Source organism: Rhizobium sp. A37_96, assembly GCF_053521765.1.
Genome location: NZ_JBNWDS010000018.1, coordinates 1 through 16,015, shown reverse-complemented (window position 1 = coordinate 16,015; position 16,015 = coordinate 1). Strand labels below are relative to the sequence as shown.

Sequence of the window (16,015 nt, the reverse complement as noted above, 5' to 3'; positions counted from 1 at the left end):
AGGAGATTTTCATGACCGGACTTTTTGGAGCGACTTCCACGACAGACGAGGTGCTTGCCGGCATCGACCTCAGCGGCAAACGCGTGCTCGTCACCGGTGTTTCGGCCGGCCTCGGCGTCGAAACCGCCCGCACCCTCGCCGCGCATGGCGCACAGGTGGTTGGAGCCGCCCGTGATCTCGCGAAGGCGGAGACTGCAACTGCACCGGTTCGCAGCGATGCCAGAAACGGCGGCGGTCTCGAGCTTATTGAACTCGATCTCGCCTCACTTGCCAGTGTCCGCAAGGCTGCAGACGGGCTGGTTGCGGATGGACGGCGCTTCGATCTGGTGATCGCCAATGCCGGCGTCATGGCGGCCCCCTTCGGCCATACCGCCGACGGCTTCGAGACGCAGTTCGGCACCAACCACCTCGGCCACTTCGTCTTCGTCAACCGTATCGCGTCGTTGATTGCACCCGGTGGGCGGCTCGTGAATGTTTCGTCTTCGGGCCATCGCTTCGCCGATGTCGATCTCGAAGATCCCAATTTCGAGCGCAAGGAATACGACCCCTGGGTGGCCTATGGCCGCTCCAAGACCGCCAATATCCTCTTTGCGGTCGAATTCGACCGGCGTCATCGGGCGCGCGGCGTGCGGGCGACGGCGATCCATCCGGGAGGCATCCAGACCGAACTCGGCCGTCATCTTCCCTCAAATGCGTTGGAGGAGATGCTGACGAGGATCAACGCCGAGCTGGCCGCAGATGGCAAGCCCCCCTTCCAGTTCAAGACGATACCGCAGGGTGCCGCCACATCCGTCTGGGCCGGTGTCGTTGCCGAAGCAGGCGAAGTCGGCGGCAAATATTGTGAGAATTGCCATGTATCCGTGGTGACGGAAGGGCTGATCAATCCGATCAGCGAGGGCGTGCGCTCTTACGCGCTTGATCCCGAGCACGCAAAGGCGCTCTGGGCCAAAAGCGAGGAAATGGTCGGCGAGAGCTTCGCCATCTGACAAGAACGACTGCGCCGGCCAGGGAAAAACCGGCCGGCGCTCATCTTGGCGTGTCGCCGGACTTGACGACAAGAGAACGGGATCAGTTTTTGACGTGCCGGCGCGGATGTCACTGCTCCCCTCGCAACCGGCGCGGCGTGTAGCCCAGCACAAGGCGCATCCATCGCGCCATATGCGACTGATGCGAGAAGCCGGCGGCCAACGCCACCTCGCCCGCGCTCAACCTTTCCTGCAGGAGCAGGAATCGCGCCCTTTCGACGCGCCGCTGCAAGACATAGCGATGAACGGTTGTGCCGGTGGCCTGTTTGAACCAATGGCGCAAGTGCGAGCTGCTTGCACCAGCCTCGCGAGCGAGCACCTCGATCGTCAAGGACTGATCGATATGAGCTTCGACGAAATCGAACAACCGCCTCAGTTGCTCGGACGAAAGCCCGCCCCTCCGATCGATCGTCGTCTTCGACAGGCTCACGAGTTGCGTCGCGAGCGCGATGCCGATGGTGTCGGCATAGAGGGAGCCGCTGGGCGCGCCGGCCTGCTGCTCGCTGTCCAGTGCCCGCGCCAGATGGACGATGCTTTCGTTTCTCAAAATGTGCCGCGTTTCGAACCTCGATTGCCTGTCGCCGCGGCCCATCTCGTGGGCGACGCGCTGGAGGACGGCAGGCGCAAGCCGGATTTCCAACGCCTCGCAGGCCGTTTCGGCTTCGTAACCACCCTCCTCACCGGCCGGAACGAGATCGATGTCGCCTTCCTGACGCAGGTGACGCGTGCCTGCCGCTAGGCAGATGGACCAGGTCTTTCGGCTGGTATGGACGACAATACGGTGATGGTCGATCGGCCGCAAAAGGATCGGCCCGGCCTCGTTGCGCCGCGGCGAGACGCTGACGCCGATCGGCGGCCATGTTGAGCCAGTCAAATCATGCATGAAGATTGCCCCGGACTTAAAGCAGAACATGCTCAAAGATCGGCGTTTCCTGCGCGACTTTCAACGCTTGGGGGAAAATATTACCTCCGGTTCAATATCCACGGAGATTTCAGATGGCTTTGTTTGTGGTGGTCGGCGCCGGCCCTGTCGGACGCGCGACGGCGCGTCTTCTCGCAGCCGAGGGACATGAGGTGCGGCTGGTCAGCAGAGGCGGCGCCGCGCCCGAGGGCACCGGCATCGACGGTGTGGCACTCGATGCCCGGAACGGGCAGGAACTCGCCCGGATCAGTGCCGGTGCGGAAACGATCTTCATGTGCGCCATGGCGCTTTACACCCGATGGCCGACGGATTTTCCGCCGATCATGGATGGGGTCGCGACAGCGGCGGAAATTGCCGGGGCTCGCCTGGTCGTGCTTGGAAATGTCTACGGATATGGCAAAGGAGCGGCATCGCCACTCGTCCCCACCGCGCCATTGGCGCCGACAAGCATCAAGGGCCAGGTCAGGACCGCGATGTGGGAGCGTGCCCTGACCTCCAATGTTCCGGCCCTTGAGGTGCGCGCGAGCGACTATCTGGGTGATGGCGCAGGCTCGCTGTTCACGCTCATGACGCTTCCACCCCTGCTCGCCGGAAAGCCGGCTTTCATGCCCGGCGATCTCGACGCCCTGCATGCGTGGTCCTTTACCAAGGATGTCGCTCGAACCCTCGTTGCAGCGTCGCGCTATTCAGGCAATTGGGGACGGGCTTTCCATGTCCCGTCACAGCATGCTTCGGTTCGAGACCTTGCGGTTCGCTTCACCGAATTCGCCGGCGCTCCGCTTCCCGATTTGCAGGCACTGACGGGCGACGACCTGGAGGCGCTGGGGCGCGATGACGAGCTCATGCGCGAAATTCCGGAAATGGCCTACCTCTTCGAGCGACCCTGCATCATCGACGCATCGGACACCGAGCAGCTACTCGGCGTTTACGCCAGCAGCCTCGAGGCGATGGTCGAGGATACGCTGCGATCCCGGTAGCGGACGGCGAGTGCCGTTCCCCAATCCTGAGGGCGCGGCGGCTCGACGTCATCCCTTCTCTCCGATGCGCGTCAAGACGACAGGGACGAGCCTCGGAGAGAGGCGATACAGGGTTTGACCGGACAGTCCCCGTTGCGGAGCCTAAATCACCCGGCCCTGCTTCGCTTTCGAGCCCGTGGGTGCGCAGCCATGTCGCTCATGCGATCAGCGCCTTTATGTAATCGGCCGAACGTTTCGCCAACACCTTCCAGTCGGTCGGGTTGTCGTGCTCCACGACGAGAACATCGGCACGGGTCTTGGAAAACAACGGATACAGGCCTTTCCAGTCGATTACTCCATCACCGGTCGGCACCCAGCCCTCGTCGAGCGTGACCCCGGCAGGGGCTGTGTCCTTCAGCTGTATTGTCGTGATCCGATCGGCATATTTCTGCAGTTCCTGCGCCGGATCCGCCCATCCCCGGGTAACCCAGCCGATGTCGATTTCGAAATCGACGCCGGGACCGGCTGCCTCCAGTAGAATGTCGATGGGCCGGCTGCGGTCTTCCAGCCGATGATATTCGAAATCGTGGTTATGCCAGGCGACCTTGAGACCTTCCTTGCTGGCGGCTTCGGCTCCGACCCGTAAACTCTCTCCTACCCTGCGCCATCCGTCGGCCGTCGCGCTTCGTTCGGCGGCAGGAATGTAGGGTGGGATCAAGGTCTGGGTTCCCAGCTTATGGGCATAGTCAAAGAACCTGTTCGGCTCGTTGATCAGTCCCGTCAGCGGCATATGGATTCCCGAGCAGACAAGGCCGGCGTCATCCATGCGTCGACGGAAGTCCGTCGTGTTCGTCTCGTAGGCCGGAAGCCAGAGCTCGACAGCGTCGTAGCCGACCTCGGCAAGATACGGAAGATGCGCTTCGATCGGCGGGGAAAGACGGGAGGAATAGAGCTGGAACGAGATGGAATAGTGCGTCATCGGGGAACCTCTTCTAGGCCATGAAAGTGGATGGAGCGTCGACGGCTTTCAGAAGCGCCGCGTCTTTTTCACTGAGGGGAGCCGGCGGTTCGACCGTACTTTCGATCACGACGAAATCGTTGACCTCCGCCGATTTGACAATACCGAGCAAGACTTCAAGAACGTGGCGGGAGAGTTCGCCGGAAGCTCTTGGCTGGCGGCCGCTCTCGGCTGCCGAGAGAAGATCCGCCAGCCCCAAGCCTCTGTAGTTGCTTATGGTCGCGCCTGCCGGTTCCTGCCAGTTGAGATTCCCGAAAACGGTTGCCGCGGTTTCGACCGGATGACGCCCTTCCGCATCGATGATCGTCAGAGCGCCGCCGAAATAGTTGGGATCCGGCACCATGAGGGAGGCGCGGGTTCCATGCAATTCGATCGGATTGGTGTGTCCATGGCCCCAGTTGTCGTAGCTCACCGAGAAGTGGATCTGAGCGCCGGATCGAAACTCTATCAAGGCCTGGCTCGTGGTGGGCGTGGTCACCGGCACCACGGTATTTTTCGCCGGGCCGTCCGCGGTCACTTGGCGCTCCTCGAAGAACTTCGATGCCAGCGCCACGACCCGCCGCACCGGTCCGAGCAGCGCGACAAGGGCCGTCACATAGTAGGGGCCCATGTCGAGGACCGGCCCCGCGCCAACCTGGAAATAAGGGAAGGGATTGGGATGCCAATGTTCCATTCCATGGTTCATGAAGTGAGCGCTGCCGCTCTTCACCACGCCGAGCCTTCCTTCATCGACCAGGCGTCTCGCCGCCTGATGCGCGCCTCCAAGGAAAGTGTCCGGCGCAGAACCGATGAGCCGTCCCTGCGCCTTTGCTGTGGCAAGCAACCGATTTGCGTCCGGCATCGCAAGGGCAAGCGGTTTCTCGGTATATGCGTGCTTGCCCGCATTCAGGATCGCCTCGGTGACGAGCGCATGGCTGCTGGGGTTCGTCAGGTTGATGACGACTTCGATATCCGGCCGAGCCAGAAGCTCGTCGACGGTCAGTGCCTGCAGACCGTATTGGCCGGCCCGCCGCTGGCCGATCGATATGTCCACGTCCGAGCATGCGACAAGATTGATCGGCTTAAAGACGCGCGAAAGGCGCGCATAGGCATCGAATATGTGACCGCATCCGATGATGCCAACGTTCCAACGCTTTTCCGCCATGTGCTCTTCCGCTCGATTTTATTGACGCCAATGTTCGGTCGCGTCGATCAGCGACCGGAGAGAAGAACTATTCGGCGTTCGCCGTCACGACCATGCCGTTTCCCCCCGACGAGTCCGCCATTTGAGAAATGGGACATTCCAGGCGCGCTGTCCGATTTCCCGTGGCTTGAGACCCCTGCCCGCCCGCACCCCGTCACCAGACGAAAGCCCTGCCCGAGTCCGAAGTTTGCGACAATGGGCTCGAAGGGGTCTGTCGGCGCTTTGACATCCATCCCCGTTTCTGGTGCCACTTAAGCGTCACGAACGTCAGCCGGTCATCGATGCGCAGCAGGCCTGCCATCCCATAAGTTCGGCATCGGAGGAGGAACAAATAATGACAGACATTGGAAAGCGGCTCCTGCATGGCGCGCTGGGGCGGCGCGATTTTCTGCAAGCCACAGGCCTTGGATTGGCAGCCCCCATGCTGATGGGGCTGCCGGACTTTGCAAACGCGCAGGAGAAAGTCGAGCTTACCATGTGGGCCTGGACGCCCGACACGCAGGTCCAGGCTGACATGTTTACGAAGAAGTTCCCGAACATCACGGTAAAGGTCGAGAACGTCGGTCAGGGCGCGCCCCATTATGTGAAGCTTCGCAATGCCCTGGAGGCCGGAAGCGGCCTTCCCGATCTCGCCCAGATGGAATTCAACTCGCTGCTGAGCTTTAGGCAGCTCGGCGCCCTTACCGATATTGGGACGGACGTCAGCTCGACCAGGGACAAGTTCATCGACTGGACGTGGAAGGCGGTGAGCGATGGCGACAAGGTCTATGGCGTTCCATGGGACAGCGGCCCGATGGGCGTTCTCTATCGGGAAGACGTCTTCGACGCGCACAAGATCACGCCGCCCGATACCTGGGACGCCTTTGCGGAATCGGCGGTAAAATTGGCCAAGGACGCGCCTGGCACCTACCTCACCGATTTCGGCGCCGCGGATCCCGGCTGGGTCGTCGCGCTGCTCTGGCAGGCCGGATGGCGACCTTTCCATACCGAAGGAACGAACATCAAGATCAAGCTCAATGACGACGTCGCGAAGAAGTGGGCCGCCTATTGGCAAAAGCTTCTCGATGCGAAGGCCATCGACACGAAACCCGTCTGGACGACGGAATGGTTCGCTGGGCTGGACAACGGCACCTATGCGACCTGGGTCACCGCCGCCTGGGCTCCGATCCTCATGCAACAGTCGATGAAGAAGAGTTTCGGGAAATGGAGAGCCGCCTCGCTTCCGCAATGGAAGGCGGGCGACAAGATCACCGCAAATCTCGGCGGCTCGACGATCGTCGTGATGAACTCATGCAAGCACCCCAAGGAAGCGGCGATGTTCGCGGCCTTCATGGGGAGCGATCCGGACGCCGCGCGGCTGTGGAACACCAAGCAATTCCTGTTCCCGGTGCTGAAGGAACTCATCGACGACAAGGAACTGATGGGCCACAAGTATGATTTCTACGGCGGCCAGGCGGTCAACGAGATCTTCGCGGCATCCGAAAACCAGGTCGATCCGTCCTTCGAATTTGCGCCGTTCCAGGATTACGTGAACCAGCAGATACAGGACGAATTCTCCGCAGCCATCGCAGGAAGCGGAACTCTGGCGGATGCCTTCGACAGACTTCAGGACAAAGTGGTGAGTTATGCTCAGGATCAGGGCTTTACTGTCTCCTGATCCCGACCGGGGAGTCGGGCCATCCTCCCGGCCCCTCCCCGCCTCCCGATCAAGCTCATCCAGGAAAAACTCCATGCCCAATGTCCATGGAGCAAAGCGGCGTGCTCGAATTTTCGTAAGCAAGTCCGTTGCGCCCTACCTCTTTCTTTTCCCGTTCATGCTGCTGTTCACGGCGTTTCTCATCGCACCGCTCGCCTATGCCTTCTGGCTCAGCCTGTTCCGCCAGACCTTGGCCGCCGGCAATCGCTTCGTGGGAGTCGAGAACTATGTCCGCGCTTTAACGGATAGATCCTTCTGGGAGGGTGTTCTTCTTCTCTTCAAGTTCGGCGCGATGCAAATTCCGGTGATGCTGGGTCTGGCGCTCCTCTATGCCCTCATCCTCGACAGCGGCAGGGTCTATGCGCGCAACTTCTTCCGCGTCAGTTTCTTCGTCCCCTATGCGGTGCCGGCGGTGATCGCGGCGCTGCTGTGGGGATATCTCTATGGGCCTGCCTTCGGTCCGTTCGCGCAGCTGGCCGCATTCCTAAAAATGCCCGCACCGAACTTTCTGTCCGAATCCACGATCCTGCCGTCGATCGCCAATATCGCCGTGTGGGAATACATGGGCTACAACATGATCATCTACTATTCCGCTCTCCAGGCGGTTCCACAGGATCTCGAAGAGGCGTCCGCCGTCGACGGTGCCGGCGGCCTGAGGCACGCATTGAGCATCAAGCTGCCATTGATCCTGCCCACGGTCATCGTCACGATCATGTTCTCCATCATCGGCACGCTTCAGCTTTTCACCGAGCCCTATCTGATCCGAACTCTCGCGCCGGGGCTGATCAACAGCCACTATACGCCCAACTACTATGCCTACACTCTCGCCTTCACCAACCAGCAATACAATTACTCCGCCGCGATCTCGTTCGTGCTTGGCGGTATCGTGGCTATCACCTCCTACACCTTCATGCTTCTTGCCAACCGGAGGGCTTCACGGTGACGATCGTTTCAAAGACCGCCAATTCGCCTTCGTTTCGCCGCAGCCGCCGGTTGCTCACCGCAGCCCTGGTTCTCTATTTCATCTATACTTTCATCCCGCTGCTCTATGTCATCGTCTCCGCAACGAAGACCAACGCCGACCTCTTCGGGACGTTCGGTCTTTGGTTTTCGAGCGATTTCCATCTGGTGCAGAACATTCGCGATCTCTTCACGTTTCAGGATGGGATCTTCTCGCGATGGCTGCTGAACACCATCCTCTACGCCGTGATATCCGGGGCTGGAGCAGCCTTCTTCGCGACCTTTGCCGGCTACGCCTTCGCCAAATACGAGTTTGCCGGCAAGCGTCTCATGTTCGCACTCGTGCTCGGCGCGGTGATGATCCCGCAAACGGCGCTCGTCATCCCGATCTTCCTGCTTCTGTCAAAGGTGGGCCTTGTCAACACACCGCTGGCAATGATCCTGCCTTCGCTGGTATTCCCGCCAGGTGTCTTTCTGATGCGCGTCTACGCGCAGGACGCGCTCTCCAACGAACTGATCGAAGCAGGTCGCGTCGATGGCGCCGGCGAGTTCCATATTTTCTCCAGTGTCGCATTTCGCCTGCTGATGCCCGGCTTCGCGACCGTGCTGATCCTGGCGTTCGTCTCGACATGGAACAACTACTTCCTGCCGCTGGTCATGCTGAGCTCCTCCGACAATTTCCCGGTCACGGTCGGCCTGTCGCAATGGTATCAGCTTGCCACGGCGGGCAGCGGCGGATCCGTTCTCTTTTCCGTCGTGATGACAGGTGCGCTCGTCAGCATCCTCCCGGTCGTTGCGGCTTTTCTCTTCATGCAACGCTATTGGCAAGGCGGCCTCAGTTCGGGCGGCGTCAAGGCATAGCGGACCTACCAGGCAATTCGGAGCAGTTTCCATGGCAGTCATCGAGCTCAAGTCCGTCCGCAAATCGTTCGGGGCGCTCAATATCATTCCCGGTGTCGATCTGACGATCGGGCACGGGGAGTTCGTGGTGTTCGTCGGCCCGTCGGGCAGCGGCAAGTCGACGCTCCTGCGCCTTGTCGCCGGCCTTGAGGAGACGACCGGCGGGTCGATCATGATCGATGGCCGGGACGTGACGGCTCTGGGGCCGGCCGAACGCGAACTGGCGATGGTCTTCCAATCCTACGCGCTCTATCCGCACAAGACCGTGCGCGCGAACATGTCCTTCGCGCTGGAAGTTGCCAAGGTGCCGCGCGAGGAGATTCGGCTTCAGGTCGAAAAGGTTGCGGCGCTCCTGCAGCTTACCCATCTGCTGGAGAGGAAACCGAGGGAGCTGTCCGGCGGACAACGCCAGAGGGTTGCCATCGGGCGCGCGATCGTCCGCGAACCGGTCGCCTTCATGTTCGATGAGCCGTTGTCCAATCTGGATGCGGCGCTGCGGGTCGAGATGCGGCTTGAAATCGCAAAGCTTCACCAGAGACTCGGGGCGACGATGATCTACGTCACGCATGACCAGACGGAAGCGATGACGCTCGCGGATCGCATCGTGGTCCTCGACAAGGGCATTATCCAGCAGACGGGAAGCCCGCTTGACCTGTACGAGCGCCCGGCAAATCTTTTCGTGGCGCAATTCATCGGGTCGCCCAAAATGAACATTCTGCCGGCCCGGCTCGGTGGGATTTCGATGCCCGGTGCCTCAGGCGAGGCGACCCATATCGGAATCAGGCCGGAAGACATCTATATCGCCGAGGACGGCAAGGGTCACCTCGACGCGAAGGTCGAAGTCGTGGAACGGTTGGGATCGGACACGTTCGCCTACGTCGCTCTGAAGGACGGAGATCTCATAACGATACGGGCACCGCGCGACGCCGCTGCCGCCGTGGGCCAGCAAATTCGCATCGGCTTCCAGGAAAACCGGGTCCATGCCTTCGACGCGCATGGAATGGCGATCGGCAGATGACGATGACCTGTCAATCGGAGATCCGAGTCCGGCATTTGAGACAATCCCGTTGACTTGCATCGATTTTAAGCGACTCTTCTCCCTGGCAATGTCGTAGGGAGGAGACGATATGGCTGGTTTGCAACGGAATGGCGTCGATGCCGCGCTCGACATCATCTTGGCGCTCGCGCGCCGCGGCGGAAGCGGTCCCAGCTCGGCTCTGGCGGCGGAATTGGGAATCCCTCGCGCCAGCTTTCACCGCATGACCCGGATTCTCGCACAGCATGGCATCGTTATCTGTTCCAGAGGCAAGGTCGGCGTCGGACCGGTAGCCAACAAGCTGGTTTCGGCGTTCTGCCATGAAATGCAGGTCGCCGACCGAAAGCGGGATCATCTGTTGGGCGAGGCAGTCCGTCCGGTCGTCACTTCGACCGAAATCGCAGCGCCGAAGCCGCCGCCCTTGTCACGGCCGGCGATAGCGACGCGCCGCAAGCGGTTCCGCATCGGCTTTTCGAATGGCGCAATGGACAATCCATGGCAGGTCGCCCTCGTCCACAGCGTTGAATTTGCCGCCTCGAGACTAAGCGACATCTTGGAATGCGTTACCGTCGTGCACGCCGACGGCGATGCGGAAAAGCAGACGGAAGATATTCTCTCTCTCGAAAAAAGCGGTGTCGACGGACTTCTGGTCAGCGCCGTTTCCCCCCGTAAACTCGCGCCTGTGTCCGCACATCTCATGAGACACGGCGTCCCGGTCGTCTTCGTCGAGCGTGGCGGCACTCCGAACCTGCCGTGCGCCAGCTTCGTGACGTCCGACAACGTGACGATCGGAAAACTCACAGCCGAATGGCTTGCCCGGACGCTTGAGGGAAACGGGCTCGTGATGATGCTCTTCGGCCATGCGGATCCGGAACTCACGCAGAGCCGGCAGGCGGCGGCGGCGCAGGTGTTTGCGCGATATCCGAATATCCGCACGGTCGTCGCCAGTTCCACCGACTTCAACCGGCACAGAGCCTATGGAACGGCAATGGAGGTCATCGAACACCATGGCGAACGGATCGCCGGCGTGTGGTGCGACAGCGGTTTGAATTCCGCCGGTTCGATCCAGGCGTTTCTGGATGCTGGCTACAAGCCTGGCCACGTTCCGCCGCACACCGGAGGCGATCTCAACCTTTCGTACAAGCTTGCCCTGGGAGCGGGCGTACCGCTTGGATCGATCGACTATCCGCCGGTGATGGGGATCAGGGCGTTTGAAATCCTGCTATGCGCCCTGAGGGGAAGCTGGATTCCAAAATATCTCGACGTCGCCTCTCCCTTCATCACGACGAGGACGGGTGGAACAAGGCCGACGAAACCGCACCTCTGGGCGGAAGAACGCGTGCGGTGGGATATGCCGGACGAGCTTATCATGGGCGCAGGATTGGGCGCGGCCTATAACCCGGCGGCATTCAAGGTGAACTATCCGGGCAACCATCACAATCGCTCCTCCGCCGAACCGAGGCTCGGTCCATGAGCAAGGAATCGGCCGGCATCGCGGCATTCGCCCGGATCTTTTCACGGATCGCGGATGGCAACGTGGAGAATGTCGCCAGCCTCGTCGAGAGCGAGGGAATCGTGCGCTCGACCGCATTTGACGTCGTCAAGCGGATGGAAGCGGCGGGGTTGGTATCGAGGCACCCGAACGGACACCTTCTGCCGGGCAATGCCGCCGGAGAATTCGCCTATGCGGGAATGCGGGTCGGGCCCTTGTTCGGTCCAGCGCAGACACTCCTTCCCTGGCTTCGCGAAAGAACGAACGCTTCGATAGCGTTGCTCGCCTCCGACGGCGCCAAGTTCACGATGCTGCTGAACTATGCCGCCAGATGGGATCACGGCAAGCCGCGCAAGCCACCGATCATGATCTCCCTTAAATATCAATGCGCCGAAGTCGCGCTGCTGCGCGTCACGCCACACCCCGACACCGGAGCCGAGGACCTCGGACGATGCGAGGAGCTCGCGGCGACAACGGCCAGGGAACTGGAAAACTTTCTGCGCGCCTGAGCAATTCGCTCGTGAGCCCAACCGGACATGGCAGGGTTCCGTCGGCCGAAACCCTGCGGCCGGCCTCAATGCGAACGCCACGCCTGCGACGTGCGGGGATCGCGGTACATGGACCCGTCCTTCATGATCATGTCGAATTTCGAGGGACCGACCAGAACGGACTGATCCAGCAGCGGATTCCCGTCGACAAGCAGGATGTCCGCCAAGGCACCCTCGGAAATCACGCCGAGCTCGCCCTTGTGACCCATGAGGTCGCCGCCAACAGCCGTTGCACATTTCAACGCTTCGGCCGGGCTGTAGCCGAAAAACTTGACGAAATGGCCGATATCCCGGGCGTTCTGCCCCATGGGCGTAATGGTGAAACCATAGTCTCCGCCGACGACGACGCGCATGCCGCGTCTGCGCATTTCGTGATAGGTGGCAACCGTATGCTCAAGCTTTCTCGGCAGCCCCATTCTGTCGACCACGTCTTTCGTCAGCCCGACGACATCCCCCTCGAATACCGAATTATGCACAAGGCCGAAGGCCGGGCCAACGATCACGCGATCCTTGGCGGCCTCGAGCATGTCGAGCGCCTCCTCATCGGCAAAATCGCAATGATAGATGCAGTCGACGCCGGCCCGCACCGCCCGCTTTACCGACTCCGCCGCCCGGCTATGGCAGGCGACGCGCTTTCCCCAATCATGGGCGGTCTCCACTCCGATACGCAGCTCCTCTTCCGACAGAGACACGATTTCCGCTCTGGCATGCCCCACGAACTCGTCGCCGGAAACGTTGAACTTCACGTTGTCGACGTTTTCCCTGCAGCAAAGCCGAACAGCGCGCCGTATCTCGTCCGGCCCATCCGCGAGCATCCCGAAGCTTTCAGCATGCATGTGCGCCTTGCGTTCGTCGCCGAGACCTCCAGTCACGGTGATTTCGGGGCCGGCCGCCTTGTAGCGCGGGCCGGCAAGATAGCCATCCTCGATTTCCTGGCGGACGACGACGTCGATGCGCAGCTTCGCGGAGGCGGCGGAATAGCATGACGTGAAACCGTGGTTGAGGATCATCGTGGCGTTGCGGCAGGTTTTGAGCAGATGCTCCTCTGGCGGGATCTCGCCGAGGTCCTGGTTTCGCGTCGGTCCGACAAAGGAAAGATGGCAATGGCCCTCCACGAGGCCGGGCATCAGAAAGCGCTGACGGCCATCGATCACTTCGGCGGCGTTCTCGCTGCTGATCTGGTTCGAGCCCCGCGCGACGGTCCTGATCCGGTTGCCCTCGACGAGTACCTCGCCGTTGTAGGCTTCGTCATTGATGCCGTCCCAGACCGTGACGTTTCGAAATAGATAAGAGCCCATTCTTTTCCTCCACATGGTTCCGCCGGTCGTTCTGGCGGCAGGTGGCGAGAAGGATATGAGGGCGGTTTCGAACTCGCCACGCCGTTTCATGGTGGGGAGTCGTCCATTTGAGACACATCAATTGACGGAAGACGCTCTCTTGTCTTCTGTGCAGGCATACCTTGCCAATTCTGGATTGACCCATGTCTGAGACCGATCCGTTCCGTATCCGGGCGCATGTTCCCGAATTCGATCCCATCTCCGAGGAATATCGCCGGGCAAGCGATGCCGCACGATCACGATGGTCGGCGAGGACCGATATGGCCTATGGCCCCGGTCCTTCCGATCGTCTCGACCTGTTCTTCCCCGAGAATGCGGATGGCAGGTGCCCGATCCATATCTTCGTTCACGGCGGATATTGGCGGGCAAACGTCAAGGAAGACTATGCCTTCATCGCGAACACGGTTTGCGCCGCAGGCTCGATCGCCGCCATAGTGGAATACGGCCGGCTCCCCAAAATGAGGATGGCCGCGCTGGTCGAGCAGGTTCGCGGCGCGGTACGCTGGCTGGAACGCAACGCCTCGAGTTTCGGCGGAAATCCCGAGGCGATATCGGCAAGTGGTCATTCCGCCGGGGCGCATCTCGCCTTCTATCTCACCGCCCGCGGGCCGTCCGAGACCGGCTTTCAGCCGACACCGGTCAAATCGATCCTTCTGGTCAGCGGAATTTATGATCTACGACCGATCGTCTCCAGCTTCCTGCAGGCCGAAATATCGCTGCGGGATGACGAGACCGTGGAATGGTCTCCGCTCAATTCGAAGCCTCGCCCCGGCACGGGCATCACGATCGCGGTCGGCGGCAAGGAAACAAGGCCCTTCATCGAACAGGCGCAAGCCCTTGGAAACATGACATCATCCAGCCTTCAGCTTCATATCCGCGGCGCCGATCACATGTCGATCGTACGCGACATGGGCGACGCGAGCACGCAGATGGGATGTCATTTTCGAGAGTTTCTGGAGACCGAGGCGTCAATCCGGGGATATTGATGCGCCATCGGTCACACGTCCGTTGCCGTGTCCCGTCCCTCAGCCCGGCATTCGCGAACCCAGATCCTGGTCTTGCGCCGAACCCTCGACAAGGTGTGTCAGCTCGTCCACCAGGCTGATGCGATTTCCGCAAAACTGATAGTAGGCGACCACTTTGAGGCGAATGCGCTCGCCGCCGGTCTTCACGGCTTCGGCAATGTGAACCGTCGCCGCGGAAACTCCGTCGGTAACGATGTGCTCGAACGTAACGCTGCTCGAAACAAGGCTGGCTTTGAGCGCCTCGCTGTGACGAAGGAAACCTTCATAGTCGAGCTGCTTGCCATCGACACGCTGGATGTAGTCGGGCGTCAGCAGCTCGGCGAATTGCTCCGCCTTGGTGGCCGGATTGGTGAAGGCGTCAAACATGCGGCGGAGCAGGTCGTGGACTTCCTCTTGTGTCATGGCGGTCTTGGTCATGGTTGGGTTCTCCGTGGTGCTTCATGAGTTGCGACGATCTCGTATCTAGCTCGAAGGATTTTGCGCTGCTAACGTATCCAGGCCATTCAATACGGGTTTGAGGCCATGCACGATTTCCTGATCGATCCCCTTCGTCTTGATTCAACGGCGGAACCGGTGATCCTTGCCACCCGCCGGCAACAGGGCGAAATGCGGCGCACCGATCGACATGGCCATGCGCGCGGTCAATTGCTTGGTACGATGCAGGGCCTGATCGCGCTGGGGACCGATGACGGTCGCTGGCTCATTCCGCCCATCAACGCGATATGGCTTCCCCCGCATGTCGAGCACGAGTTTGTTTCACACGGCGCCTTCCACGGCTGGAGCGTGTATGTGGCGGAAGCTGCCTGCCTCGCCCTGCCGGACAGGCCGCGCGTCATCCGCCTTTCGGGCCTGTTGAACGAGGCGGTAGCCCGTGCGGCGAATTGGCCGGGCGGATCGCTTACTCCGGCGCAGGAACGCATCGCCGGCGTCATTCTGGATGAGATCGCCACAACGCCGGAAGAGGCATTTGAATTGCCGATGCCGACCGATCCGCGACTGCAGAAAATTGCGCGATCTCTTGCCGATGATCCGGCAACACGGCAGCACATGGCGGATTGGGCCGCTTTTGCGGGTATTGCACCGCGTACCTTGAGCCGGCGATTCGTGTTGGAAACCGGCCTGACATTCAGCGCCTGGCGACAGCGCGCGCTGCTATTGCGATCCCTGGAAATGCTGGCGGCCGGAAACTCGGTCACCACCATTGCTTTCGATCTGGGTTACGAAACGGTGAGTGCCTTCATCGAATTGTTCCGCGGCCATTTCGGCACGACACCCGCGCGCTACTTCAAGCGCGGGCACACCTGAACGAAGATACCAGCGGAGGGAGTCCGGATCGCCATCGGACGCGCCGGTGTCGGCGTGAATATTGCGCGCGAATGAATGTAGTGGTCGCGCAATTTCAATCTCAGGAAAGCAATGGCTGCTTCTCATGGAAATCCGAGAATAGCTCGAGGGGCGCATGGGAATCGAAGCCTCCATGCACTTGAGCAAGGGATAAACTCCTAGGTTGCAGATCGTTCGCCAGCAATCGAAATCATCATCAGGCGCTGCAACCTAGGTTCGAATTGCAAATTGACAGCTTTCGTCTCGTGGGCACTCGAAAACATAAAAGCGCAACAAGAACGCGAACGTTACATGGAATTCTACATACGCGCTAAACTAAACTACCCGCCTCAGGTATTGCAATCCGGTTCACGAAGTAAAGAAAGCGTAAAACCACATGCTAAAGTCTTTGTTAAGTATTATAGATTAATAAAATTGAGAATACTAATTTTACGAATTCGAACGAATTAGCCCCCCGCGTTGAATAAATCAGTGGTTGAATAGCCGGAAGGATATGACGGTGATGTTAGGACTCCATGGTGCTGCTGGAACGATGAAAACCGGTGCGCTCGATGCGATGAGCGCCAATATCAT

At 60.4% G+C, this 16,015-nt stretch carries 15 protein-coding genes; 10 read left to right on the top strand and 5 right to left on the bottom strand.

The features are described 5' to 3' along the window. The first annotated feature begins 11 nt into the window (after positions 1-11). Positions 12-986, top strand: a complete 975-nt coding sequence (locus ACQZ6J_RS29265) for an SDR family NAD(P)-dependent oxidoreductase (protein WP_449086590.1) — start codon at positions 12-14, stop codon at positions 984-986. 109 nt (positions 987-1,095) lie between these two features. Here ACQZ6J_RS29265 and ACQZ6J_RS29260 read toward each other — a convergent pair whose 3' ends face one another. Further along, the gene (locus tag ACQZ6J_RS29260; protein WP_449086589.1) at positions 1,096-1,908 is read right to left on the bottom strand and encodes a helix-turn-helix domain-containing protein; all 813 of its coding nucleotides are present in this window, start codon (positions 1,906-1,908) and stop codon (positions 1,096-1,098) included. Between the two features lie 113 nt (positions 1,909-2,021). Between ACQZ6J_RS29260 and ACQZ6J_RS29255 the strand changes: the two genes are divergently transcribed. Beyond that, positions 2,022-2,924: an NAD-dependent epimerase/dehydratase family protein gene (locus ACQZ6J_RS29255; protein WP_449086588.1), complete on the top strand. Its 903-nt coding sequence runs from the start codon at positions 2,022-2,024 to the stop codon at positions 2,922-2,924. A gap of 196 nt (positions 2,925-3,120) precedes the next feature. Here the strand turns inward: ACQZ6J_RS29255 and ACQZ6J_RS29250 are convergent, their stop codons facing one another. Together ACQZ6J_RS29250 and ACQZ6J_RS29245 are read right to left on the bottom strand one after the other, a co-directional pair. Then, positions 3,121-3,882 carry a sugar phosphate isomerase/epimerase family protein gene (locus ACQZ6J_RS29250; protein ID WP_449086587.1) on the bottom strand — a complete coding sequence of 254 codons (762 nt, stop codon included), beginning with the start codon at positions 3,880-3,882 and terminating at the stop codon, positions 3,121-3,123. Positions 3,883-3,895: 13 nt separating this feature from the next. Beyond that, positions 3,896-5,065 (bottom strand): Gfo/Idh/MocA family protein, encoded by a 1,170-nt coding sequence (locus tag ACQZ6J_RS29245; RefSeq protein WP_449086586.1) that lies wholly within the window; start codon positions 5,063-5,065, stop codon positions 3,896-3,898. Positions 5,066-5,438: 373 nt separating this feature from the next. Here ACQZ6J_RS29245 and ACQZ6J_RS29240 point away from each other — a divergent pair, with 373 nt between their 5' ends. The 6 genes from ACQZ6J_RS29240 (at position 5,439) to ACQZ6J_RS29215 (ending at position 11,697) form a co-directional block, all read left to right on the top strand. Next, positions 5,439-6,761: an ABC transporter substrate-binding protein gene (locus ACQZ6J_RS29240; RefSeq protein ID WP_449086585.1), complete on the top strand. Its 1,323-nt coding sequence runs from the start codon at positions 5,439-5,441 to the stop codon at positions 6,759-6,761. Between the two features lie 73 nt (positions 6,762-6,834). After that, positions 6,835-7,743, top strand: a complete 909-nt coding sequence (locus ACQZ6J_RS29235; RefSeq protein ID WP_449086584.1) for a carbohydrate ABC transporter permease — start codon at positions 6,835-6,837, stop codon at positions 7,741-7,743. After that, positions 7,740-8,621 carry an ABC transporter permease subunit gene (locus tag ACQZ6J_RS29230; RefSeq protein ID WP_204326702.1) on the top strand — a complete coding sequence of 294 codons (882 nt, stop codon included), beginning with the start codon at positions 7,740-7,742 and terminating at the stop codon, positions 8,619-8,621. The genes ACQZ6J_RS29235 and ACQZ6J_RS29230 overlap by 4 nt, the downstream gene beginning before the upstream one ends. Before the next feature lie 31 nt (positions 8,622-8,652). After that, entirely contained in the window at positions 8,653-9,678 is a 1,026-nt protein-coding gene (locus tag ACQZ6J_RS29225; RefSeq protein WP_449086583.1) for an ABC transporter ATP-binding protein, read from the top strand. A gap of 109 nt (positions 9,679-9,787) precedes the next feature. Next, positions 9,788-11,170 (top strand): substrate-binding domain-containing protein, encoded by a 1,383-nt coding sequence (locus tag ACQZ6J_RS29220; protein WP_163989351.1) that lies wholly within the window; start codon positions 9,788-9,790, stop codon positions 11,168-11,170. After that, entirely contained in the window at positions 11,167-11,697 is a 531-nt protein-coding gene (locus tag ACQZ6J_RS29215) for a hypothetical protein (RefSeq protein ID WP_449086582.1), read from the top strand. Before ACQZ6J_RS29220 ends, ACQZ6J_RS29215 begins: the two co-directional genes overlap by 4 nt. 65 nt (positions 11,698-11,762) lie before the next feature. On the opposite strand, the gene ACQZ6J_RS29210 is transcribed toward ACQZ6J_RS29215, so the two are convergent. Next, complete coding sequence (locus tag ACQZ6J_RS29210; protein ID WP_163989355.1) at positions 11,763-13,034, bottom strand: metal-dependent hydrolase family protein; 1,272 nt, start codon at positions 13,032-13,034, stop codon at positions 11,763-11,765. 182 nt (positions 13,035-13,216) lie between these two features. On the opposite strand from ACQZ6J_RS29210, the gene ACQZ6J_RS29205 reads away from it, so the two are divergent. Beyond that, positions 13,217-14,059 carry an alpha/beta hydrolase gene (locus ACQZ6J_RS29205; RefSeq protein WP_449086581.1) on the top strand — a complete coding sequence of 281 codons (843 nt, stop codon included), beginning with the start codon at positions 13,217-13,219 and terminating at the stop codon, positions 14,057-14,059. 39 nt (positions 14,060-14,098) lie between these two features. Here ACQZ6J_RS29205 and ACQZ6J_RS29200 read toward each other — a convergent pair whose 3' ends face one another. Then, positions 14,099-14,515, bottom strand: coding sequence for a nuclear transport factor 2 family protein (locus tag ACQZ6J_RS29200; protein WP_449086580.1), 417 nt, complete (start codon positions 14,513-14,515; stop codon positions 14,099-14,101). Between the two features lie 105 nt (positions 14,516-14,620). Between ACQZ6J_RS29200 and ACQZ6J_RS29195 the strand changes: the two genes are divergently transcribed. Next, a complete protein-coding gene (locus ACQZ6J_RS29195; protein ID WP_449086579.1) occupies positions 14,621-15,403 on the top strand; it encodes an AraC family transcriptional regulator in 783 nt (260 codons plus the stop codon). Positions 15,404-16,015 lie beyond the last annotated feature (612 nt).

What these genes read in the sequence shown, in the direction of transcription:
- ACQZ6J_RS29265 (WP_449086590.1), top strand. Translation starts at nt 12, where the DNA reads ATGACCGGACTTTTTGGAGCGACTTCCACGACAGACGAGGTGCTTGCC.
- ACQZ6J_RS29260 (WP_449086589.1), bottom strand. Translation starts at nt 1,908, where the DNA reads ATGCATGATTTGACTGGCTCAACATGGCCGCCGATCGGCGTCAGCGTC.
- ACQZ6J_RS29255 (WP_449086588.1), top strand. Translation starts at nt 2,022, where the DNA reads ATGGCTTTGTTTGTGGTGGTCGGCGCCGGCCCTGTCGGACGCGCGACG.
- ACQZ6J_RS29250 (WP_449086587.1), bottom strand. Translation starts at nt 3,882, where the DNA reads ATGACGCACTATTCCATCTCGTTCCAGCTCTATTCCTCCCGTCTTTCC.
- ACQZ6J_RS29245 (WP_449086586.1), bottom strand. Translation starts at nt 5,065, where the DNA reads ATGGCGGAAAAGCGTTGGAACGTTGGCATCATCGGATGCGGTCACATA.
- ACQZ6J_RS29240 (WP_449086585.1), top strand. Translation starts at nt 5,439, where the DNA reads ATGACAGACATTGGAAAGCGGCTCCTGCATGGCGCGCTGGGGCGGCGC.
- ACQZ6J_RS29235 (WP_449086584.1), top strand. Translation starts at nt 6,835, where the DNA reads ATGCCCAATGTCCATGGAGCAAAGCGGCGTGCTCGAATTTTCGTAAGC.
- ACQZ6J_RS29225 (WP_449086583.1), top strand. Translation starts at nt 8,653, where the DNA reads ATGGCAGTCATCGAGCTCAAGTCCGTCCGCAAATCGTTCGGGGCGCTC.
- ACQZ6J_RS29220 (WP_163989351.1), top strand. Translation starts at nt 9,788, where the DNA reads ATGGCTGGTTTGCAACGGAATGGCGTCGATGCCGCGCTCGACATCATC.
- ACQZ6J_RS29215 (WP_449086582.1), top strand. Translation starts at nt 11,167, where the DNA reads ATGAGCAAGGAATCGGCCGGCATCGCGGCATTCGCCCGGATCTTTTCA.
- ACQZ6J_RS29210 (WP_163989355.1), bottom strand. Translation starts at nt 13,034, where the DNA reads ATGGGCTCTTATCTATTTCGAAACGTCACGGTCTGGGACGGCATCAAT.
- ACQZ6J_RS29205 (WP_449086581.1), top strand. Translation starts at nt 13,217, where the DNA reads ATGTCTGAGACCGATCCGTTCCGTATCCGGGCGCATGTTCCCGAATTC.
- ACQZ6J_RS29200 (WP_449086580.1), bottom strand. Translation starts at nt 14,515, where the DNA reads ATGACCAAGACCGCCATGACACAAGAGGAAGTCCACGACCTGCTCCGC.
- ACQZ6J_RS29195 (WP_449086579.1), top strand. Translation starts at nt 14,621, where the DNA reads ATGCACGATTTCCTGATCGATCCCCTTCGTCTTGATTCAACGGCGGAA.